28 protein-coding genes are annotated in these 22,594 nt (G+C 44.1%); 22 read left to right on the plus strand and 6 right to left on the minus strand.

The window, feature by feature from the left end:
- Positions 1-2 precede the first annotated feature (2 nt).
- The 20 genes from ENI34_01715 to ENI34_01810 all read left to right on the plus strand — a co-directional run bounded on the left by ENI34_01715 (position 3) and on the right by ENI34_01810 (position 16,661).
- Entirely contained in the window at positions 3-560 is a 558-nt protein-coding gene (locus tag ENI34_01715; GenBank protein ID HEC77845.1) for a T9SS type A sorting domain-containing protein, read from the plus strand.
- Between the two features lie 457 nt (positions 561-1,017).
- Positions 1,018-1,770, plus strand: coding sequence for a slipin family protein (locus ENI34_01720; GenBank protein ID HEC77846.1), 753 nt, complete (start codon positions 1,018-1,020; stop codon positions 1,768-1,770).
- Positions 1,767-2,249, plus strand: coding sequence for a Zn-dependent protease (locus ENI34_01725; GenBank protein HEC77847.1), 483 nt, complete (start codon positions 1,767-1,769; stop codon positions 2,247-2,249). Before ENI34_01720 ends, ENI34_01725 begins: the two co-directional genes overlap by 4 nt.
- The gene (locus ENI34_01730) at positions 2,194-3,324 is read left to right on the plus strand and encodes an alanine--glyoxylate aminotransferase family protein (GenBank protein ID HEC77848.1); all 1,131 of its coding nucleotides are present in this window, start codon (positions 2,194-2,196) and stop codon (positions 3,322-3,324) included. Before ENI34_01725 ends, ENI34_01730 begins: the two co-directional genes overlap by 56 nt.
- A 1-nt stretch (position 3,325) precedes the next feature.
- Positions 3,326-4,330 carry a diguanylate cyclase gene (locus ENI34_01735; protein ID HEC77849.1) on the plus strand — a complete coding sequence of 335 codons (1,005 nt, stop codon included), beginning with the start codon at positions 3,326-3,328 and terminating at the stop codon, positions 4,328-4,330.
- A 29-nt stretch (positions 4,331-4,359) separates the two neighbouring features.
- Positions 4,360-4,809, plus strand: coding sequence for a DivIVA domain-containing protein (locus ENI34_01740; protein ID HEC77850.1), 450 nt, complete (start codon positions 4,360-4,362; stop codon positions 4,807-4,809).
- Positions 4,810-4,820: 11 nt separating this feature from the next.
- Entirely contained in the window at positions 4,821-5,633 is an 813-nt protein-coding gene (locus ENI34_01745; GenBank protein ID HEC77851.1) for a purine-nucleoside phosphorylase, read from the plus strand.
- On the plus strand, positions 5,630-6,523 hold the full coding sequence (locus ENI34_01750; protein ID HEC77852.1) for a tetratricopeptide repeat protein: 894 nt from the start codon (positions 5,630-5,632) through the stop codon (positions 6,521-6,523). The genes ENI34_01745 and ENI34_01750 overlap by 4 nt, the downstream gene beginning before the upstream one ends.
- Positions 6,520-7,284, plus strand: coding sequence for an outer membrane protein assembly factor BamD (bamD, locus tag ENI34_01755; GenBank protein ID HEC77853.1), 765 nt, complete (start codon positions 6,520-6,522; stop codon positions 7,282-7,284). Before ENI34_01750 ends, bamD begins: the two co-directional genes overlap by 4 nt.
- Entirely contained in the window at positions 7,277-7,867 is a 591-nt protein-coding gene (locus tag ENI34_01760; protein ID HEC77854.1) for a nicotinate-nucleotide adenylyltransferase, read from the plus strand. The genes bamD and ENI34_01760 overlap by 8 nt, the downstream gene beginning before the upstream one ends.
- 54 nt (positions 7,868-7,921) lie before the next feature.
- Positions 7,922-10,369 (plus strand): DNA polymerase I, encoded by a 2,448-nt coding sequence (gene polA / locus ENI34_01765; GenBank protein HEC77855.1) that lies wholly within the window; start codon positions 7,922-7,924, stop codon positions 10,367-10,369.
- 45 nt (positions 10,370-10,414) lie between these two features.
- Entirely contained in the window at positions 10,415-10,843 is a 429-nt protein-coding gene (locus ENI34_01770; GenBank protein HEC77856.1) for a 50S ribosomal protein L13, read from the plus strand.
- Positions 10,844-10,873: 30 nt separating this feature from the next.
- Positions 10,874-11,257, plus strand: coding sequence for a 30S ribosomal protein S9 (locus ENI34_01775; protein ID HEC77857.1), 384 nt, complete (start codon positions 10,874-10,876; stop codon positions 11,255-11,257).
- 9 nt (positions 11,258-11,266) lie between these two features.
- A complete protein-coding gene (rpsB, locus tag ENI34_01780) occupies positions 11,267-11,998 on the plus strand; it encodes a 30S ribosomal protein S2 (GenBank protein ID HEC77858.1) in 732 nt (243 codons plus the stop codon).
- Entirely contained in the window at positions 11,979-12,566 is a 588-nt protein-coding gene (gene tsf / locus ENI34_01785) for a translation elongation factor Ts (protein HEC77859.1), read from the plus strand. The genes rpsB and tsf overlap by 20 nt, the downstream gene beginning before the upstream one ends.
- Positions 12,563-13,309: a UMP kinase gene (gene pyrH / locus ENI34_01790; GenBank protein ID HEC77860.1), complete on the plus strand. Its 747-nt coding sequence runs from the start codon at positions 12,563-12,565 to the stop codon at positions 13,307-13,309. Before tsf ends, pyrH begins: the two co-directional genes overlap by 4 nt.
- Positions 13,306-13,863 carry a ribosome recycling factor gene (locus tag ENI34_01795; protein ID HEC77861.1) on the plus strand — a complete coding sequence of 186 codons (558 nt, stop codon included), beginning with the start codon at positions 13,306-13,308 and terminating at the stop codon, positions 13,861-13,863. The genes pyrH and ENI34_01795 overlap by 4 nt, the downstream gene beginning before the upstream one ends.
- 74 nt (positions 13,864-13,937) lie before the next feature.
- The gene (locus ENI34_01800) at positions 13,938-14,255 is read left to right on the plus strand and encodes a hypothetical protein (GenBank protein ID HEC77862.1); all 318 of its coding nucleotides are present in this window, start codon (positions 13,938-13,940) and stop codon (positions 14,253-14,255) included.
- Positions 14,256-14,329: 74 nt separating this feature from the next.
- Positions 14,330-15,823: a Do family serine endopeptidase gene (locus ENI34_01805; GenBank protein ID HEC77863.1), complete on the plus strand. Its 1,494-nt coding sequence runs from the start codon at positions 14,330-14,332 to the stop codon at positions 15,821-15,823.
- Between the two features lie 4 nt (positions 15,824-15,827).
- Positions 15,828-16,661 (plus strand): sigma-70 family RNA polymerase sigma factor, encoded by an 834-nt coding sequence (locus ENI34_01810; GenBank protein HEC77864.1) that lies wholly within the window; start codon positions 15,828-15,830, stop codon positions 16,659-16,661.
- Positions 16,662-16,675: 14 nt separating this feature from the next.
- Here ENI34_01810 and hslV read toward each other — a convergent pair whose 3' ends face one another.
- A complete protein-coding gene (gene hslV, locus ENI34_01815; GenBank protein HEC77865.1) occupies positions 16,676-17,200 on the minus strand; it encodes an ATP-dependent protease subunit HslV in 525 nt (174 codons plus the stop codon).
- 26 nt (positions 17,201-17,226) lie between these two features.
- Positions 17,227-18,213, minus strand: coding sequence for a hypothetical protein (locus tag ENI34_01820; protein ID HEC77866.1), 987 nt, complete (start codon positions 18,211-18,213; stop codon positions 17,227-17,229).
- 138 nt (positions 18,214-18,351) lie between these two features.
- Here ENI34_01820 and ENI34_01825 point away from each other — a divergent pair, with 138 nt between their 5' ends.
- Positions 18,352-19,452, plus strand: coding sequence for a T9SS type A sorting domain-containing protein (locus tag ENI34_01825; protein ID HEC77867.1), 1,101 nt, complete (start codon positions 18,352-18,354; stop codon positions 19,450-19,452).
- Positions 19,453-20,184 carry a hypothetical protein gene (locus ENI34_01830; GenBank protein HEC77868.1) on the plus strand — a complete coding sequence of 244 codons (732 nt, stop codon included), beginning with the start codon at positions 19,453-19,455 and terminating at the stop codon, positions 20,182-20,184.
- A 31-nt stretch (positions 20,185-20,215) separates the two neighbouring features.
- Here ENI34_01830 and thpR read toward each other — a convergent pair whose 3' ends face one another.
- Genes thpR through secF form a run of 4 tightly spaced genes read right to left on the minus strand, consistent with a single transcriptional unit; the run spans position 20,216 to position 22,591 of the window.
- A complete protein-coding gene (thpR, locus tag ENI34_01835) occupies positions 20,216-20,764 on the minus strand; it encodes an RNA 2',3'-cyclic phosphodiesterase (GenBank protein HEC77869.1) in 549 nt (182 codons plus the stop codon).
- Positions 20,761-21,252 (minus strand): CinA family protein, encoded by a 492-nt coding sequence (locus ENI34_01840; protein ID HEC77870.1) that lies wholly within the window; start codon positions 21,250-21,252, stop codon positions 20,761-20,763. The genes thpR and ENI34_01840 overlap by 4 nt, the downstream gene beginning before the upstream one ends.
- Positions 21,249-21,725: a phosphatidylglycerophosphatase A gene (locus ENI34_01845; GenBank protein ID HEC77871.1), complete on the minus strand. Its 477-nt coding sequence runs from the start codon at positions 21,723-21,725 to the stop codon at positions 21,249-21,251. The genes ENI34_01840 and ENI34_01845 overlap by 4 nt, the downstream gene beginning before the upstream one ends.
- Complete coding sequence (gene secF, locus ENI34_01850) at positions 21,692-22,591, minus strand: protein translocase subunit SecF (protein ID HEC77872.1); 900 nt, start codon at positions 22,589-22,591, stop codon at positions 21,692-21,694. The genes ENI34_01845 and secF overlap by 34 nt, the downstream gene beginning before the upstream one ends.
- Positions 22,592-22,594 lie beyond the last annotated feature (3 nt).

A 22,594-nucleotide genomic window follows, 5' to 3' on the forward strand; every position in this document is an offset into this window, starting at 1 on the left:
AGTTGCGGATTAGGCTTGCCTTAGACAGTAATGACAATCCCCATATTTTATATCGGCACTGGGGTGCTGCCTATCCGCGTTATTGTTATAAAGACAGTATCTGGCATCTGTGCGGACCAGTGGAACCAGACTCTGGTGATGCTAATGTGCAGGCGGATGTCAATATCGTGCTCGATAACCAGGACCAGATTCATATTGCTTATAAATATAATGATTATGTTCAGTTTATCAGTGGTTTTAAGTATGCGGTGGGTACGCTTCAGGGTGTTGATGAAAATTCGGGTAGTGGGAAGAAAGGCAGGTTAAAATCCCTGGTGGTTTATCCGACTCCGGCGTCAAAAAGAGTCAAGATAAGATATGACCTGATTCAACAGTGTGCGGTTGAGCTGTTGTTTTACGATGTCACTGGTGCGTGCATAAAAAGGTTAAAGAGAGGTTCTCTTATGCCGGGGACTTATCAGGAGGAGTTTGATCTTCGTGATTTAGCTGTTGGGGTTTATTTCATCGTCGTCAAACAGGATAAAGAAAAGGTGAGTAAAAAGGTTTTGTTGATAAAGTAGTTCTTTTGTTTTTTCTTTAAACGTTTAATATATCTCTCGAACAAATTGTTATTCTCTATAAATATTGATAAGCAGAGTCCTTTCTAACTGTGTAACTACCGAGTGGTAAGATTTCATGATTTAATCCTGTTAACTCAAAGATAAACTTGACGTCGGTGTCACCAGACTGTTTCGTTACGGTGCTGATAACGGAAGATTGAATGCTGATCCACATAATAAATTTGACCAATACCATATTTTAACGCCACCGATTTCATCACTTGGATATGTGCCCAGGTGGTTTCCACATCAATTAACTCCGCATAGAGGATAATCGCTAAAATTACTCAGTCCGGTTTTATCTTTTAAAAAATACCCCCAAATAGTCCAGTTTTAACTTTTACCTAACATCTCTCAAATCGAGTATTGACTTTGCCATATATTTACATAGAATATACTATAAATAAAGGAGGTTAAAATGCCTTTCAGCGGAATGATAATAGTCATCATTCTCTTAATTATCATCAGCGCAATTAAGATCTTGAGAGAGTATGAGCGGGCAGTTGTCTTCAGACTCGGGAGGTTCTTAAGCGTCAAAGGACCCGGTCTATTCATTCTCTGGCCGGGGATTGATAAAATGATCAAGGTATCACTGAGAGTAATCACAATGGATGTTCCTCCTCAGGACGTAATCACCAAAGACAACATTTCGATAAAGGTGAATGCCGTGGCGTATTTCCGGGTCTTTGAACCGAGTAAAGCAATCCTGGAGGTCGAAGACTACCTCTATGCGACGAGCCAGCTTGCTCAAACCACACTGCGCAGTGTACTCGGCGAATACGAACTCGATGATATCCTTATGAAACGGGAAAAGATAAATCTACGGCTGCAGAAGATCATCGACCTGCAGACCGACCCCTGGGGAATAAAGGTTTCCACGGTTGAAATTAAGCACGTGGATATTCCCCAAGAGATGCAGAGGGCGATTGCCCGTCAGGCCGAAGCAGAAAGAGAACGTCGTGCAAAGGTGATTCATGCTGAAGGAGAACTGCAAGCCGCTGAGAAGTTGAACCAGGCAGCCAAGATAATAAGTGAAACACCTACCGGCATACAATTGCGTTTCCTGCAGACCCTGACCGAGGTGGCGACGGAGAAAAATTCAACGACGATCTTTCCGGTTCCGATAGACCTCTTTGCACCGTTCATAAAGAAAATCAGCAGTAAAGAATGATTGATGTTTATCAGCAAAAATCCCTGAATTACTTCGAGGTCGTCAAAGATGTCATAAGGAAATACCTGGATTTAAATGTCTTTGACGCCGGTTCTTTCGAGATTCCAGCAAACGCCTATAATCCATTGCGTCAGCAGTACAACGCAATGCATATTATTAATTATCTCATTACACTGAGCGAAAAAAAGAAAGCTATGAAGCTGGGAATTGTCGACGTTGACATCTATTCTCAAGGAATGAATTTCATCTTCGGTCTGGCAGCTCCCCTTCAAAAAACCGCTCTCGTCTCCACCCACCGTCTATTCGGTGAAAGACTTCTCGAGAGAATCTCCAAAGAGGTAATCCATGAATTAGGACATCTTCTTGGTCTTCGGCACTGTTCTAATGAAAAATGTGTTATGCGTTTTTCTATGACGATTCAGGATACCGACGATAAGGATCTTGGTTTTTGTAAAGAATGCAGGAGTAAAATTGAATAAATACACTCTTTTCACCCCGGGGCCCACTGACATACCGCCTGACGTACTGAAAGTACTCTCAAAACCCATCTTCTATCATCGGGAAGAGAATTTCGCTAAACTTCTAAAAGAGGTAACCGACGCCCTCGGAAAAATCCTCTCGAGCAGCGGTAAAATCTATTTCTTTACATCCTCGGGGACCGGAGCCATGGAAGCGGCATGTACCAATATTCTTTCAAGCAAGGATAAACCAGTCGTCGCGCTCTGTGGAAAATTCGGCCAGCGGTGGCTGGAATTATGTAAAGCGTACAGGATAAAACCGATTGTAATCAAAGAAGATTACGGTAAAGCGATATCTCCCGATAAAATAGAGAAAGTTCTAAAGAAACGGAAAAGTCCGACGGTGCTGTTTACAACCCTCACTGAAACTTCAACCGGGGTACTTAATGATATCAAAGCATTCGGTAAAATTACAAAAAAATTCAACGCATATCTGGTCGTCGACGGAGTCGCCGGTATCGGAGCCGACCGCTGTTATCAGGACGAATGGAATATCGATATCCTGGTCGGAGCATCCCAGAAGGCATTGATGTCACCTCCTGGAATATCTTTTATTTCAGTCAGTAAACGCGCGCTTAAAAAAATACAAACCTCAACGCTTCCAAAGTATTATTTCGATCTCAATATATACGAAAAGTTCAGAGAAAAAGCGCAAACACCCTGGACGCCTGCAATCAACGTCCTCGTCGGCCTCGCCCGCGGTCTCAAAATTATTCTGAAAAGAGGCATCGAGAAAAATTTTCTATATCACCAGAGACTCGGCGACCATACGCGTCAACGTGTTCAAAAGATGGGGCTTGAGATAATGCCAAGCCGTCCTTCAAACGCATTAACCGTCGTAAAGATGCCTGAGGATATCGGTGCCACACGGATTATAAAGAGAGTAAAAGAAAAATACGGCATACTCTTTGCCGACGGTCAGGCGGAACTTAAAAACAGGATAATCAGAATCGGACATATGGGTAATTACTCGATAAGAAAAATGGACCGGGCACTTGATGCCTTAGCAGAGGTCTTAAACCAATGGAGAAGGTAGTATGAATAGATACATTAAGTTGGGATTTGAAGGTATTGAGCTGGAGCTTCCGGTTCACGCCCTGTATCTCTATCGGGAGAGCGACCAGCTCCTTTCCAACATCATCCCTCTGATTACCGAGGGAAATGAAAGAAAGGAAAGATGTATCTTCATCGGTAAAGAAAAAGAGTGTAAACTCTTAAAGAAAAGATTCAAAAAACATATTACGACAATCAGTAAAGGCGTGGAAGCTGCGGATTTTATTCCCTGGATAAAAAGTGAGTATGACAAACTGCCGAAATCATATCGAGGATTGAGGGTATTTCTCCAGAGTACCCCAGATTTTATTAACTATGAAGATATTCTCGATGACTTCAACACTCAACCTGATCTCCGTCTCTTCTTATTGTGCCAGTATCAAATAACCGACATCAGCTCTGATCAACTCCTCAATATTCTCAAAATACATCCCTATGTCTTCGTCGAGCATCTTTTGAAACCGAACTGTTTCTACTCAAGGGTGAAACATCGCATCTGGCTGGATCCTTTAACCGGTATCTTCAACAGGCGATATTTCGAAAATCAGCTGAGTAAAGAACTGCAGCGCGCCTCACGCTATGAACACACCCTTTCGATTCTCTTCATCGACATCGATCAGTTCAAGAAGATAAATGATGAGTTCGGTCATCAGGTCGGAGACAGCGTTCTTTCTCAATTATCCGACATCCTTGAAAGAAGCGTCCGCAGTGTCGACGTGGTGGCGCGTTACGGAGGCGATGAATTCATCATTTTACTTCCTGAAACCAAGAAAACCTATGCACTCAAAACCGCGGAACGGATATTGAAACACATAAAAAACTATGATTTTTTCAAAAATGCGCTTAAGGTGAAAGAGTTGAATATCTCAATCGGGATCGCCGGTTTTCCTGAAGATGCGGGAGGTACGTATGAATTAATCAAGAAAGCGGATACAGCTCTTTACCAGGCGAAACGCGAGGGCGGTGGAAAAGCACTTTTATGTAAATAGGTTCCATTTAATTTTTATAAGGAGGTAAAATGCCGATAACACCGTTAGAAATACGGAAACAGGAATTTAGAAAATCACTGCGCGGCTATGATCCTCATGAAGTCCGTTCTTTTCTGGAAATGGTCTCCACGGAAATAGAAAATCTGTTGAGAGAAAACGCGGGTTTGAATGAAAAGGTGAAGGATATGGATGCAAAGATCGAAGACTACCGACGGATGGAGAAGATACTCCAGGACACCCTCACCACCACACAGAAAGCCGCTGACGAAGTGAAGAACGGCGCCCGTAAAGAAGCCGAAACCATAATCGCAAATGCACGGGTTGAAGCCCAGCGATTTTTGAAAGAAGCCCAATCCGAACTCGCCCGGGTAAAAGAAGAGACAAAGATGATCGAGCATCAAAAACTGTTGCTGGTTTCAGAATTCCGCGGACTTCTGGAATCCTACCTGAGACTCCTTGAAAGGCTGGAAAATAAATGAGGAAAGAATAAGTGAGGGAAAAAGCTACAGAAGCAGCACGGTTTTTAAGGCGGAAGATAAAAGCCAGGCCGCGCATCGGAATCATTCTCGGTACTGGTCTCCATCAACTGGCAAAGGCGATCACTGTGAAGGCTTCAATTCCTTATGAAAAAATTCCCAACTTTCCCACTTCAACCGTGGAATTTCACAAAGGAAGACTGCTTATCGGCAGGCTGAGGGGCAAACAGATCATCGCCATGCAGGGACGTTTTCATTACTATGAAGGATATAGTGCAAAAGAAATAACCCTTCCCATCATTGTAATGAAAATGCTCGGCATAAGATACCTGATAATCTCCAATGCCAGCGGCGGCCTGAATCCACAATTTTCACCGGGTGATATAATGGTGATCACCGACCATATAAATCTCCTGCCTGATAATCCTCTACGCGGTCCCAATGATCCCCGCCTGGGTCCGAGATTTCCTGATCTGTACAACTGTTATAATGACCGCCTGATTAAATCGGCGGAAGAGGTTGCTTTAAAGAAAAGGATAAAGATACAGAAAGGTGTCTATGTCGCTGTGCCGGGTCCCAATCTCGAAACAGGAGCGGAGTACCGCTTTTTAAGGATAATCGGAGCCGATGCCGTAGGTATGTCCACTGTTCCCGAGGTTATAATGGCACGTTATCTGAATATAAAGGTGCTGGGTCTGTCAATCATAACCGATATGGGGATCGCCGACGCACTGGAACCCGCCAGCCTGGAAAAAATTCTGAAAACCGCGGCTAAAGCTGAACCTTTTTTAACGAAACTCGTTTCCGGAATAATCGAAAAATTATGAAAATAAAATTTCATCTATTAATATGGTCCTCTTTTTTTATCCTCTTTTTTATCAATTGCTCGAATAAAACAGAACATATCAAAAAAGCGCGTGAGTTTATTAAGAAATGGGACTATGATCGGGCTTTGACGGAAATCATTTCATACAGAAGAGAACAGGATGCAGAAGTGCAGTATCTTCTGGGTTACTGCTATCTGAAAAAAAACGTCTTTGAGGAAGCGGCTAATTATTTCAAAAATTCATTGGCGATAGATGATCTTTTTAAAGACAGTATCATAAACATCTATGATAAACTCGCAAAGAATGCACTCAGGATAAATGAACCGGAGCGGGCGCTCATCTTTTATCAGGAAGCGGCGAAACTGGTGCCTGAATACGAACAGGCGAGTAACCTCTTTTTGATCGCCGGTTTGAACTTCAAAAAAGGCAATTATCCCGCCGCTTTAAAGGCGTTCATGCGCGCATTTGAAATCGACTCGACCTCAGAGCAGGCGAAGAAAGCAAAATACAACTACATAAAAACACTTAAGGAATGTGACAGTCTGGAACAGGCGCTGCACCTTGCCGAAGAAGAATACGAAAAATTAAAGACCGCCGCCAATATGCTGCAGTTGAATGAGATCCGGTTTGAACTCGGCAGGAAATTGTTTACAGAAGGAGCCCTGGACAGTGCGTCGCTCTTCTTTGAACAGATTCTCGCGATGCAGGAGCCGAAATCCCTGCTGGACATTTCATATTTTTATATGGGAGAAATCCACCTCAAAAAAGGAGATCAGTCAGCGGCTCTCAAGATGTACAAGAAGGTGCTGCGGCTGAATCCTTATGAAAAAGGAGAAATTGTCAAAAAAGCAAAGGAACGCATAAAAGAATTGAAGGAGAAGAACCGATGAAACTCAACGCCTTTCTTTTCATGGTTTTCTTCCTCATCGCTCTTCTATCGTGTGGAAGCAGACAGGCCGTCACAGTACCGCTGGAGCCCGATATTCAGTTTGAAACCGCTATGGAATATTTTAAAGCGGGAAAGTACGACAAAGCCATACCACTCTTTGAAAAGATACTTTTTTATCATCCCTCATCCGAATATGTAGACGATGCGCAGTACTGGCTGGGAAAAGCGTATTTTGAGAAGAAAGACTACAACCAGGCGATTATTGAATTTGATTATCTCATTAAGAATTTCACGACGTCGAAATTCATCGAAGATGCATATTTTTATCGGGCGAAATCATATCTCAACAAAGCGCCGGGTTATGAAAAAGACCCCACGGAGACAGAGAATGCAATAACCCTTTTCGACCAGTTTCTGACAAAATTTCCAGGTTCCAAATATATTGATGAAGTGAAGAAATCAATATTATCAGCACGCAACCGCCTGGCAAAAAAAGAACTGGAAAACGGAAAGCTCTATATAAAACTGGGGGAAAAAGATGCGGCCCTCCTCTACTTCAACTATGTTATGGAAAATTATCCCGAGACGGACGCGAGCAATGAAGCAAAATATCTGGCGGCGACGCTTTATGAGAAAAAAGGTATGACTGAGGAAGCGCTGAACCTCTATAAAGCCCTTATGGAAGAAGAAGAGTGGAAGGAAAGAGTAAAAGAGAGAATCGAACGGATAAATCAGAAAGATCAACAATCAGTAAATGAATAGAAGAAAAAAAATCGGTGTATTCGGCGGCCTCTTCGACCCGCCGCATATCGGTCACCTCATTATCGCTCAATCGATTCTGGAAGAATTCCATTTTGAAAAAATAATCTTCATCCCGGCGGGAAACCCTCCTCATAAAAGAAGATACTCACCATATAAAATTCGATTCCATATGACGAAACTGGCGATAGAAGATAATAAAAAATTCTTAATAAGCAACATTGAAGAAAAAATAACGGGAAAGACCTATACCGTTGAAGTGATTAAAGAACTGAAAAGAAGAATCAACGGTGCACTATACCTCATCATCGGAAGTGATCAGTGGGCTGAAATCAAAACCTGGAAAAATCCGGATGAATTATTCAAACACTGCAGAGTCATCGTTGCACCGCGCGCCCCGTATAAAATAAAAAAGGTAAGGCGCCTCTCCAATAAGCTCCTGATCGCCCATACACCTTTGATTAATATCTCTTCAAGCGATATAAGAAAAAGACTCAAAAGGAATCGAAGTATTCAATACCTCGTGCCGTCGAAGGTTCATCAATACATCAAAAAAAAGAGATTGTACCAAAGCGTTGATTCATAAAAGCCACTCAAGATGATACTTGTCACCGATTTGAGATTACGTATAATATAGCTTATGGCAAAGACCTTCGTCCTTATCGACGCCCACTCCCTTATCTATCGCTCATACTTCGCCTTCAGTAAAAATCCATTAAAGAACAGTAAAGGGATGACCACTTCAGGAATATTCGGTTTTCTCAACACATTCGAAAAAATCAAACAGCGGTTCACTACTGATTACATTGCACTCGCCTTTGACGCACCGGGCAAAACATTCCGTGACGAGGTTTATGAAGAGTATAAAGCAACTCGACCGCCGACCCCCCCTGATCTGCCGTTCCAGGTGGAAAAGGTCAAAGAAATCTGCCGTTATCTGGGAATCACCGGTTTTGAACTTGAAGGATATGAAGCCGATGATATCTTGGCTACCTGTGTCGTGAAGTTAAAAAAAGAAGGAACGATTTATATCGTCACTTCAGACAAAGACCTTATGCAACTGGTGGACGATACGGTTTTTCTCTATGATGCCTATAAAGACATTGTTTATGATCGGGAAAGGGTCATACAAAAATTCGGGGTGCCGCCGGAACGAATCGGTGAATATCTCGCCCTGACCGGCGATGCGAGCGACAATATCCCCGGAGTTCCCGGTATCGGTCCGAAGCGCGCCACCGCCATCCTGAAAAAATACTCAAGGTTCGAAGATATGATTGTATCCGAGAAAAAGCTCGTCGAGTATAAAGAACAGGCACTCCTGTCCCGAAGACTCGTAACCCTTGAGTTCAACGTTCCCCTGAAGATTACACCTGAAGATCTCAAGATCAAACCTCTGACCAGAGATAAACTGATGCCCCTGCTCATCGACCTCGAACTCCATTCATACATAAAAACCCTGTCAAAAACCGGTATGGCCGAAGCGACGTCGAAATCCGTTGATACCGTCCCCCCACTTAAACAAGGAACGGCCGTCGCCGTATTCAAAGAAAACGATGAAGAAATATACTTCTGTATCGATGAAAATGAAATCTACAAAACATCTTTAAAGGCGGCAGAGGGATTCTTGAAGAACCGAACCATTACAAAAGTAGGCCATGATTTGAAGAACCTGCTGAAAGGCGGTGAGACAGAACCTCCTTTCTTTGACGTCACCATCGCCGCATGGCTCATTGATCCGAATAAAAGGCAGTACAAACTTGAAGACACCGTACTCGCTTATCTGAACGAATATCTGAGAATGACACCCGCAAATGCGGTCTCTTCGATTTTTAAATTATATCCGATACTTAAAAAACGACTTGAGGAATTGAAAGAATTAAAACTCTATCAAGAGATCGAAGAACCGTTGATCTCGGTATTGGCGCGGATGGAACAAAGGGGTATCTGCGTGGACATCGACTATCTCAAAGGGCTGCTTGATGAGTTCAACGATGAGATAACGGCGATTCAGAATAAAATTTACGATCTTGCCGGTAGAAGATTCAACATCAATTCACCGAAACAACTATCGACCGTTCTGTTTGAGGATCTTGCGCTGAGACCGTCGAAAAAGGGAAAGAGCCATTACTCCACCAGGGTCGAGGTACTGGAACAACTCAGCAGCGTACACCCCCTTCCCGCTCAAATCCTTAAATACCGTGAATATACAAAAATCAAATCGACCTATATCGAACCCCTGATTGCGGCTGCCCGCAACGGCCGTGTTCACACGACATTCAACCAAACAGGTACGGCGACGGGACGACTATCCTCATCCAATCCCAATATTCAGAATATACCCATCAGAACCGCGGTCGGACGTCGAATAAGAAAAGGATTTATCGCAGAAAAGGGCTTTCTGCTCGTCTCCGCCGACTATTCCCAGATTGAGCTGAGACTCCTCGCTCATGTTTCAGGTGATGAAACACTTATCCGGGCGTTCAAAGAGAAGAAGGACATCCATACCCATACTGCTTCACTGGTCTTTGATATACCTGAAGATAAAGTCGACGACAAAAAGAGAAGGATGGCGAAAGTCGTGAATTACGGGCTCATATATGGAATGAGTGATTATGGACTCGCCCGGGGGCTCGATATCTCCCGCGAGCAGGCCCTCCAGTTCATCCAATCTTATTATAATCTTTATCCGGGAGTGGCTGAATGGCGGAGATCCGCCGTCGCCGCAGCCGAAGAAAAGGGATATACTGAAACTCTGCTCGGCAGGAAAAGGCCCCTCCCCCATATTCATTCGCAGAATCATACCCTGCGGGAGTTTTCCAAAAGGGCGGCGATCAACACCCCGATACAGGGAACTGCAGCGGATTTGATAAAAATCGCTATGCTCCGCGTTGAAAAAGAACTTTCGAGAAAAGGGTTCAAACGAGGGCTCCTTCTCTCGATCCACGACGAATTGATTTTTGAAATCGAAGCTGAAAGAATCGACGAGGGCAGGGAAGTTATAAAAGAATGCATGGAAAAGGCGCTCGACCTCAAAATCCCGATTGAGGTCACCATCGGCACAGGCGGTAATTGGGATGAAATTCATTGATTATTTGTGTTGACATTTTGAAAATTTTATCTATAATAATAGTCTATGAAAACAAAAGTTTTGAAGAAAAATGATGTGAGCAGAAAGTGGTATGTGGTGGACGCCACTGATAAGGTTTTAGGAAGATTTGCGTCTAAGATCGCCGGATTGCTTATCGGTAAGAATAAACCGCAGTATACACCACATATCGACTGCGGTGATTTCGTGGTTGTCGTCAACGCCGATAAGTTTCGTGTGACCGGCAAGAAATTAAAAGATAAAATATATTATTCACACTCTTTTTATCCGGGTGGGCTCAAGGAGATAAGTCTTGAAATGCTTATGAAAAAGGACCCGAAACGTGCGATATATCATGCGGTAAGCGGAATGCTTCCCAAAAACAGGTTGCGTGCGAGAAGATTAAAGCGGTTGAAGATCTATACTTCCTCGGAGCATCCCCATAAAGCGCAATCCCCCACCAAAATTGAGTTATAAGAGTGAAATCAGTAAGGAGGAAAAAGATATATGCCTGAAGTCATAACCGGTTCCCGAAAGAGAGCACGGGCAAAGGTAATGTTGAAATCCGGTACCGGAATAATAAAGATCAATAGTCGGGATCCCCTCGCCTACTTCGGCAGGCAGGACCTCGTCGATCTCGTTCACCTGCCGCTGAAGACCGCCGGGGTTATGGGCAGTGTCGACATCCGGGTAAAAGTTCTCGGCGGTGGAATTGCTGGTCAGGCAGGGGCAGTATGCCACGGTATCGCCAAGGCACTGGTTAATTACAACCCTGAATTAAGGTCGCCCTTAAAGAGCGCCGGGCTCCTGAAACGTGACCCGCGCGAGAAAGAACGTATGAAATACGGATTAGCCAAAAGAAGAAAAAGATTTCAATTTTCCAAACGATAAGGAGGTATCTTGGAGCTTGTTGATATTGAACAACTAATCACCGCCGGCGTGCACTTCGGACATCGAACCAAACGTTGGAATCCAAAGATGAAGAAGTATATTTTCGGAAAGAGAAACGGCGTTCATATCATAGACCTGCGCCAGACACAGGAAGCGCTCAAGCGTGCCTATGAAGCTGTCGTGCGTGTCGCTGAACAGGGAAAAGGTATTCTGTTCGTCGGAACAAAAAAACAGGCTAAGGACATCATTAAAGAAGAGGCACAACGAGGGGGCATCTTCTATGTTACGGAAAGGTGGTTGGGCGGTTTACTGACGAACTTCGAAACATTAAATCAGCGTGTTCATAGATTAAGGGAATTCGAGCAGATGAAAGAGGACGGACGGTGGGCGCTCCTTCCAAAGAAAGAACTCTCCAGGGCGGAAAGGGAATTTTCAAAATTACTGAAATACTTCCAGGGGATCAAGGAGATGGACCGTTTACCGGGATTGGTCTTCATCATCGACATTAAAAAAGACGTAACCGCACTTCGGGAAGCAAAAAGAAAGAACATCCCGATAGTGGCGATGGTCGATACAAATGTTGATCCGACCGATGTCACCTATCCGATTCCGGCGAACGACGATTCCATCCGCTCCATCGCCCTGATCACGAAGATAATCACAGATGCCGTCGTCGAAGGAAGAAAAGGGTTTGAAACAGAAGAAGAAGTAAAGGAGGAATATGGATCTGGAAAAAGTTAGAGAATTAAGAGCAAGAACCGGCGCCGGAATAGTGGATTGTAAAAACGCCCTTAATGAAGCCGGGGGCGATCTGGACAAAGCCGTGGATATATTACGAAAAAAAGGACTGGCTTTAGCGGCGAAGAAAGTCGGTAGGGTCACAAAGGAAGGGATCATCGACGCCTATATCCATCCAGGTGACCGATTGGGGGTTCTGCTGGAAGTCAATTGTGAAACGGATTTTGTGGCGAGGACTCAGGAATTCAAACGATTCGTGCGCGACATCGCACTTCAAATTGCAGCGAGTGAACCGATTGCAGTAAGTCGGGAAGAACTGCCTGCAGAAGTTATTGAACGGGAAAAAGAAATTTACCGAAGCATGGTCAAGGATATGAAAAAACCCCCTGAAATCATTGAAAAGATTGTCAACGGCAAACTGGAAAAATTCTATTCCGATGTTTGCCTTTTGGAACAACCATTTGTGAAGATTCCTGAAAAAACAGTAGGGGAATATATTAAAGAGCAAATTGCTAAGTTCGGCGAGAACATCGTGATAAGACGCTTTGTCCGTTTTCGCCTCGGTGAATGAAGAAAAAAAAGAATCTTAAAAGAACCTCAAAAAAATCAAGCTATCAAAGACTCATCCTCAAGATCTCCGGTGAAATACTGGGAGGAAGAAACAGCATCTTCAATATCCCGGCTATAGATTATATCGTAGAACAGATCGCCGCGGCGAGGAATATGGGAGTAAAGATCGGGGTGGTCGTCGGAGGCGGAAACCTTGTCAGAGGCAGACAAATCTCCTGGCTCAATAAAGTCGATGCGGACCTCTGCGGAATGATGGCGACCGTCATTAACGGCATTGTCCTGCATTCACGACTACTTGAACACGGCATCACATCCCGATTGTGCAGCAGTATTGAAATCAACGGGATCATCAGGCGTTTCAATAAATTTGAAGACCGAAAATTCTATGAAAAAGGAGAGGTCTTGTTGTTCGTCGCTGGGACGGGCAACCCGCTGTTTACGACCGATACAGCCGCCGCCCTGAGGGCGGTGGAACTCGACGCCGACATTTTGATAAAAGCCACCAAGGTGGAAGGAGTATATACCGCGGATCCAGAGAAGGATAAAAAGGCAAAATTATTCAAAACCCTCACATTTAAAGAGGCAATAGCTAAGAATCTGGCGGTTATGGATTTATCAGCCTTCAAAATCTGCAAAGACGCCGGCGTCCCTATATGTGTATACAACCTGATGAAATACCCGCTCTCCAGAATCATAAAAGGTGACAAAATCGGAACATTTATAACCAAAGGGAGGACAAAATGATAAAAGAGATTCAGGAAAATGCCCGGACGAAAATGGAAAAATCCGTATCTCTTCTGACTCAGGAACTGGCGAAATTAAGAACCGGTAGAGCTTCTCCGGCGCTTCTGGACGGAATCAAGGTGGAATATTACGGCAGTGTCTTACCGTTGAATCAAGTCGCATCAATAAGCATTCCCGAACCCCGTCTGATAATCATTCAACCGTGGGACAAAACCGCACTCGGTGCGATCGAAAAAACACTCTATAAATCCCCCATTGGTATAACACCGAATAATGACGGAAATGTCATCAGACTTTCAATCCCACCGCTGACCACTGAACGCCGGGAAGAACTCGTCAAATTAATCCAGAAATTGGGTGAGGATACTAAAGTAGCAATAAGAAATATAAGAAGAGAAGCCAATAATGAGGTAAAAAAAGAAGAGAAGGATAAAAAGATCTCAGAAGATGAATCATATAAATCTCTGGAAATGATACAGAAAATAACCGATGAATATATCGAAAAAGTCGACGAAATACTTAAAAAGAAAGAAAAAGAGATCAGGGAAACATAACCCTGTTTGAAGTTGGAATATCTGTTAATAAACTATTTATTTAAATATTTGTCTAAAGTGTGAAAGGAGGAGAAATGCCTAATTTTTGGAATGATTTGACGAAATGGTTGGAAGAAGCCTCGAAGGTGGTTGGTAAGGAAGCCGGTGACCTCACACTGAAAGGGCGACTTAAGCTCGAAATCTTCGAACTGAGAAGAAAGCTGAGAGACAACTTTTCTGATCTTGGTGCACTGATTTTTGAACAGGTATATCTCAAAAAGAAAGCGGAATGGAAAAAGAACGCCAAGATAACGGCGCTCGTCAGAAAGATAAAGAAGAATCAAAGGCTTCTTGCGAAGAAACAGGCTGAATATAAAAAGATCGGCAAACAGACAAAAAAGAAGAAAAGATAAGAGTTATTCAACCAAAATAATCCAACCTCTCCGATCTACGGCTGGAATCACCGTGGATTAAAAAGGAGGTATATATGTCAAACAAAATTTCTTTACGGACAGCGGGTATCATCACCGGTGCGGCAGCAGTATTCGCATTCCTCTTCGGGATCATCATAACGGTCAGTCTTCCCACCGTCGTGAACAAAGGTGAAGCGAGCCCGGGTGAACAATCTGCTGTACCTTTAATCGATGAATCGGGTAACAGTCCTTTCACGAAGATCGTTGAACGTGTCTCGCCCGCCGTGGTCAATATCTCGGCTGAGAGAAAAGTAAGCAGCAATATAAGGAATTTTGAATGGCGCTTTGAAGGTCCCTTTGACGATTTCTTCCGGGATTTCTTTAAGGACTTCCCTAAATTTGAAGGCAAAACCCAGACCCTCGGTTCAGGATTTCTCATCAGTTCGGACGGATATGTCGTAACAAACTATCATGTCATAAAAGACGCCTCTGACATAATAATAAAATTGACGAATAAAAAAGAGTTCAAAGGAGACAAGGTCAAGATCATAGGTGCGGATAAGAGAACCGACATCGCCCTATTGAAGATCGAAAGTAAAGAAAAGCTGCCCTTCTTGAAATTCGGTGATTCGGAAAATGTAAAGGTAGGTGACTGGGCGATAGCCGTCGGCAATCCCTTCCATCTTGAAGGTACTGTCACCGTCGGAGTGATTTCCGCAAAAGGCAGAGCCAACATCCCTCTTCCAGAAGGGCCTGATTTACAGAGTTTTCTTCAAACCGACGCGGCGATCAATCCCGGAAATTCAGGAGGACCTTTGATGAATATCCACGGTGAAGTGATCGGAATAAATACCGCAATCACTTCGCCCAGCGGCGGAAACGTCGGCATCGGTTTTGCGATACCGGCGAATCTCGCCAATGAAGTAATTACAAAATTGAAGAGCGAAGGAAAAGTAATCAGAGGCTATCTCGGCATACGCCTCCAGGAAATCACCGAAGACCTTAAAGAAGCATTGGAATTGCCTTCCCTCGATGGTGTATTGATAAGCGAAGTTCTTGAAAATACACCGGCGAGTAAAGCCGGTTTCAAAAGCGGAGACGTCATTCTGAAGTTCGATGGAAAAAAAGTCACGGATATACAATCATTCCGGCTGCAGGTATCGTCCACGCCCGTGGGAAAGACCGTAAAGGCGGTGGTATATCGCGACGGAAAGAATAAAACCATTACGGTGAAGATCGGTGAATATCCTGAAGAGGAAATAAGCGCCGGACTTCCGCAAAAAGAAACCCCCGCACTGGGACTGAAAACAGTCGACATAGACGATTATCAGGCACGGCGATTCAACATCACGGCGGAGACAGGAGTTCTCGTCATCAATGTCGCAAAAGACTCACCGGCTGATAAAGCGGGTATTAAAACCGGCGACGTGATTCTGGCGGTCGGTAAAAAGAAAATAAACGATCTCGGAGATTACAATAAAGCAATCGCAAAATTGAAAAAAGGAAAACCTGTGATATTTCACATTCAGCGCAATAACAGAAAATTATATGTTGCAGTAACACCGTAATTCGATGTTCAGGGTAAGCGGTGACAGAGGACTGAAGCAATATCTCACTGAGATAAGTCAATATCCGATACTCACAAAAAAAGAAGAGTTTGAACTCGCCCGCAGAATAAGGCTCAAAAATGATGAAGCGGCTAAGGAAAAATTAATCTGTTCCAATCTGCGGATAGTCGTCTACATCGCGAAGAAGTTTCAACAGCAGGGTCTTACATTATCCGAACTGGTGAATGCCGGAAATGAAGGATTGATTCACGCCGTCAACAAGTTCGATGAACGAAAAGGATATCGTTTTAATACCTATTCTGTCTGGTGGATAAAAAGGTCCATATACGACGCCATAAACGCCGGACGTGGGATTGTACCCAAAAGTTATCTTGCAAAAAGAATCCAGATTCAAACATTGAAATATGTCCAAAAACACGGTCAGGAGCCGACTGTGAAAGAACTGGCGAAGATGCTGAAAGTGGACGAAAGTGCCATCTCCCTGGCGCTGGGTGAGCTGGTACCGCCTTATTCCCTTGACGAGACATTTGAAGATTCGGAAAACCCTTATATCGAATCAGTCCGTCTTGATATTGAAGGAGCCGATAATTTAATCTCTCCGCCCCCTGACGAGCTTTTCAAAAAGAAGGTTCAGAAAGAAAAATTGCTCAACGCCTTAAATACCCTCGAACCCCGAGAACGGGAAATTCTGAAAAGGAACTTCGGATTGGGGGATTATGAGGTGCACAGTCTGGAAGACATCAGCCGGATAATGAATATCACGCGGGAACGTGTCCGCCAGATAAAAGAGAATGCCTTGAGAAAGTTGAAGATCGTGATGTTGCGCCATAAGATTTAAAAACCCCGGAAAGATCACAGCTCTTCGATAAAAATCTCACGATTGGTATATATGCATATACCAGCGGCGATCTCAATCGCTTCCTCAACAATCTCTTTGGCGGAAAGGTTTGAATATTTGATCAATGCCCGACATGCTGCAAGCCCGTAAGAGCCGCCTGAACCGATGGCGACGATTCCGTCCTCAGGTTCCACAACATCCCCTGAGCCTGAAACAATATAAGCATGTTCTTTATCCAGGATTGCAAGCATCGCTTCAAGGCGACGCAGTACCTTATCCTGCCGCCAGTCTTTTGCCAGCTCCACCACACTCCGCGGCAGGTTGCCGCTGAACGCCTCGAGTTTCGATTCGAACCGTTCAAAAAGTGTAAGGGCGTCGGCAGTGGAACCGGCGAAGCCAACCAGCACTCTGTTATTGTACATCTTACGGATTTTTCGGGCTGTATGCTTCATAATAACCTCTCCGGCTGTTATCTGACCGTCACAGCCGATCGCCACTTTTCCTTTATGTTTTAGACCAACTATAGTCGTTCCTCTCATACGAAACCTCCTCTGGGTTTAAATTTTTATATTACACATATCGCTTTGATCTTCGATTCGATCTTCTCATAACGTTTTTTCAACTCTATGTCTTCAACCATCTTCTCCTTCAAGCGCCGGCGTAATTGATGCACCGAAACATAATCAATCCTTCCCAACAAACTTCCTATCTGAACCTGAGTGAGTCCACAGTACCTGTACAACAGGTCGGCTGCCATCCCCCGAAGCTCACCATGAGCGCCGCGCTGCTCGAATAACTCTCTACTGATGCCGTATTCCCGCTGGAAGATCTTGAAAAGTGCGGTCGGTTCCAGAGTCGCTGCTGTCGTATTCCGGGAAAACGACTGTTCCCGCCGCGCGCCCCAGCTTAAATACTGTTTGGCATAAACCACGAACTTATCGTCACCCAGGATGAATCGACTCTTCACCTTCTCAAAAGGATTTCCTTTATCGTATTTCAAACCGTCGATCATGAAATTACGATAGCCCCGCCGGCCGCCGGCCTTCGACAGAATAAAATCATAATTTATAAAAGAAAGTGCATATCGCTTTCTGAGATAACCACCTAAACTGCTCCAGCGGTAATGTCTTGCATATCGCCACTGTCCACGATAATCCGCTGATCTTTTTCTCAATCGTACGATACTCAAATGAAGATATCGGGAAACTTCAAGTAAATAGGTATCGGCGTCAACCAGAAACGCCTGGTACCGTCCCTGATATAAACTGCCGCACCGGCCATAGCGGCGATTAAACCAGCTGGTGTAACGAATATTAAAGTGACGCATGAATTCAGAACAATTCGCTCTTCTGGTCTGAATCAGTAGATGAAAATGATCGGACAACATAATGTAGGCGAAGGGTATGATCTGATAGATTTCTGATGATTCCAGGAGTAATTCGAGAAATCTGGAACGGTCTCTGTCATCAAGGAATATCCTCCGCCGTTCCATTCCCCGGCAGGTGATATAATACACCGCACCCGGGAATTGAATTCTTAAAGATCTCGCCATAAACTCAATATAACCATTTTACGGTTGATGTCAATGTACAATGTAAAGATTTGACCCCAGCTTTCGGCCTTGACAAGTTTCAGAATACGTATATAATATCTTATATGAAAACAACGGTTAATAGCAACAAGGAGGTCTATGAAAAAATTAATCGTGTTCTTTTGTTTTATTTGCATCGCCCTTGGCGAATGGCACCAGAGCAAGGAATTTACCTTACCTAAGGGACTCCAGGTCAATGACCTGGCTATAAGCAACACAGGAGAGCTGTGGATTCTCTCCTCATCTTCTATCCTTAAATATGAAACGGCTGCGGATGCTCCGTTTTATATCAGGGATTTTGAAAACGGTAAGGTGCTCGCCGTCTATGACAACACGGTCTATATCATTGACCAAGCCAACCGCTTATACTCCCTCGATCTCGTCAAGGAAGAGATGAAACGTGCTCTCAACACGTCCTTAAATATAACCAACCAGATAGTCGTCGTGCCCGTTGAAGAAAAACCCTTCCTTGTAATCCGTGAAGCCAATCGCTTGTCTTTCATCCTAAACGACAACCGGGTCGGCTCAATAAACACCGTGGCGGAAAAGATAAGTATGATCCCCACCGGTGATTATGGAAATTCACAAACTCCTTTCTATACCCTGTCCAATAACCGCATCTCCGCCTGGGCCGGCGGAACATTCACCAATCCTGATGCCTATACTGAAAATCCGCTCTACAGCACATCAAGCGGTATACTCGACTTTACCGCCGACCGAAACGGTAATCTCTACATCCTCTTTTCCGACTCCATCGTTGTATTACAACCGAACGGTAAGTACCGGAAGAAAATATCCATCGATAATGTCCCGATGAACTCAAAGATACTTACGGATCCGACAAACAACAATGTCGTTATTTTCAACAGGCGATTGAATTCCTTGAAAATTCTCACGGGCATACAAAAAAATGACAGCCGGGAGATAATCGTGCTGAACAACAATCAGCCGAATCCTGTTGACAACTACACGGAGATCGAGTTCAGCATAAATCAACCCCTGAATCTGACCCTCACGATCTACAATTTGATCGGAGAACCGGTCAAGGTCATCGCCAGTGGACGTTATTCCAAAGGTACTCATAGAGCTGTCTGGCGGGCTGACGACGAAAACGGAAACCTGGTGCCCAATGGAATCTATTTTTACCGTCTTGAATCGAACAAGGGTGTTGCAATAAGGCAACTTATCGTACTCAGATAATTGCTGTTTGATAAAACCGAAGGCAGAAATATAGTCAATACCTGCCTTACATTAATAAGACAGGCGATAGAACGCCATCATTTTCTTGAAAAGAATTCCCGGGTTTTGATCGGTGTGTCAGGCGGTATCGACAGTATCTCTCTGCTTCTGCTGTTGACAGAATATAACCGGCGATACAACCAGAAGTGGGAGATACATGCTTGTCATGTGAATCCTCAATTTCCGGGTTGGGATGCAACGTCACTAAAAAAAATATTCAAGGACCACAATATACGCCATACAATGGTCAGGACGACCATCTATCAAAAAATAAAAGCACTTCCGAATAAATGTTTTTTCTGCTCTCGTGAACGAAGAAAAAGACTCCTGGAAACAGCCGATCGACTCAACATCTTTCAGGTCGCCCTTGCCCACCACAAAGAAGACGCTGCTGAAACCATGCTTTTGAATATGATCTACAACGGTGAAATATCGACTTTGGTTCCGAAGCAGTCGGTGATCCAGGGCAGGTTCTTTTTCATACGGCCGCTGTACTACCTCGACAAAGGAATTTTAGAGGCCCTGGTCAGAATCTACAAGCTCCCGGTTGCGGGTAACGTATGCCCTTTTTACAAGAACTCGAAGCGTGAAACGATAAGACGATTTCTTAAAAGACTCGAAAAAGGCAACCCCGATGCATACCACAACATTTTCAGGGCGATATTTCATATCAAAAAAACATATATGCCTTAAGATCGATTTCAAAGCAGACAGTCGTTTCTTTTTAATCTTTTTGTTTGAGGGTAAACTTTTGTAATATCTCATACACCGGGCCTTCCGGTGTAAGGGTGGATTTAAAAAGCACAAACTCCTTAATCCTGAACGGATCGGTTTTGAACTCTCCGGCGATGAGGTCATCCAGTTTACATCGCTTTTTAACCCGGCCTATCGTAAGATGGGCGTGGAAGCGCCTTTCTTTTTTAAAACCGAAATGAACCAATTCTTCTTCCAAATCTCCGGCGATGGTTTTAAGTTCATCCGCTCCCTGCCCGACACCGATCCACACCACCCTCGGATTTCGGATATCAGGGAAGCAGCCGAAATTTTCCAGATTGAGCTGGAAGTCCGTGTGTTTCCCGGCGATTTTCTCTACAACGGGTGTTATCTGTCGTCTCTTCTCTTCACTGGTTTCACCGAGAAATTTAAGTGTAATGTGGAGATTTTCGAACTTAACCCATTTAATGGGTAAACCTTTTCTTCGCTCCGCAGCAAGTAATTCATCAATCCTTTTCCTCACGCCATGGGGAACTTCAACAGCAAAGAACAATCTCATCGCCGTCCTCTCTTTGACAGCAGGTCGTTCAGAAAAATCAGTGCTTCCTTACAGGCGTTTTTTCTGACTGTGTTACGGTTTCCCTTGAACAGAAATTTCTTTACAGAACATCTTCCACCTATTGCAATACCGATGTAAACAAGTCCGACTGGTTTATCTTTCGTACCGCCGGTCGGTCCGGCGATTCCTGTAATACCGACTCCAATCTTTGATTTCAACCTTCGCCGCCCCCCTCTTGCCATCTCTTCCGCCGTCTCAGCGCTCACCGCACCGAATTTCCGTAAAACAGTTCTTCGTACTCCAACGACCTTTTCTTTTATCAAATTGGAATATGCAATCACCCCGCCCTGAAAATATCTTGAGCTTCCCGGAACAGCCGTAATAATACTTCCCAGCATACCGCCGGTGCAGGATTCGCAGATACCGAGTGTTAATCTCTTCGAAATGAGCTTTTTACCGACCCGCTCTGATAACTCGTTTATATTCATATCCGGATGAACAATCTTAAAATCACGACGATTACCGTGGTATAAACCGCCGCTCCGAAATCATCAAACATTATCCCCCATCCTCCGGGCGCTTTTTCCAGCCGTCTTAAAGGTGGAGGTTTAATTATATCAAAAATTCTGAAGAGGATAAAGCTCAGCACCAGAGGCAAAAATCTTCGGGGCGTGAAATAGAGAGGAATAAGAAAACAGGCGTACTCATCAATGACAATCATACGGGGATCCCGTCCCCATTCTCCGGTAAGGCTGTCGGAGAGAATTACACCTGCAAAAAGAAAGACAGCGGTGACCGCGATATAAATAATCTTATAGGGAAACAGAAAGTACCAGATTATTATACTTATTGCGCAGGAAAATGTGGCTGGAGCTATGGGGATGTATCCTGTATAAAACCCCGTCGCGACTATCTTCTTAAAAAAATCTATTTTTTCTTCTTTGGAAATTTCTCTTCCCAGACTGAAACGATATTAGCCACGATAAATATCGATGAATAAGTACCGATCAGGAATCCGACGAGCAGAGTAAAGGCGAAATCAGCAATGACCGCACCACCGAAGATCAACAGTGCGAGGACGGCAAGTAAAGTCGTGCCTACGGTCAGTACTGTCCTTGAAAGAACCTCATTCAGACCGGTGTTCAACACGGTATTATACGGCTCTTTGCGCATCTTCTTGTATTTTTCCCTTATCCTGTCGGAGATGACGATCGAATCATTTATGGAATAACCGATTATGGTCAGAAGCGCACCGACGATTACGATTGAAAACTCCTTCTGGGTGAGAACGAGAACACCGATGGTGATTATTGCGTCATGGAACAGAGCGATGACCGCCGCAGTGCCGAAACGATAGTCGAATCTGAAAGAGACATAAATGAGAATCAAAACCAATGCGACGATGATCGACCAGAGTGTTTTAACAAGTAATTCCTTTCCTATCTTCGGTTCAACCGTCTCTTCCCGCAGAAACTCACGTTTGTTGTCAGGAAAATCGGCGGCCAGAATCTCTTTGAGCGCCCTGGCGAATTCCACCGGGTTCTTTTCCGCAGCACGGATGATATATTCCCGATTCTCCGCCCCCAGCGATTGAATCATCGCATTTTCAGTCCCTAATTTTGCAAGAGAATTTCTTAAGTCGGCGGTGGAGATAGGTTTATCGAATTTTATCTGAAGAAGAACACCACCCGTGAAGTCGATACCGAAATTCGGACCCTTTATGAAGATAATTAGAACAGCTACAACAAGCAGAACAGCGGAAAAAATGAATCCAAACTTTCTTTTACCGATGAAATCAATATTCGGATTTTTTATTATCTCTACCATCTT

The organism is candidate division WOR-3 bacterium (assembly GCA_011052815.1).
GTDB lineage: Bacteria > Hydrothermota > Tepidihabitantia > SM23-42 > SM23-42 > DRIG01.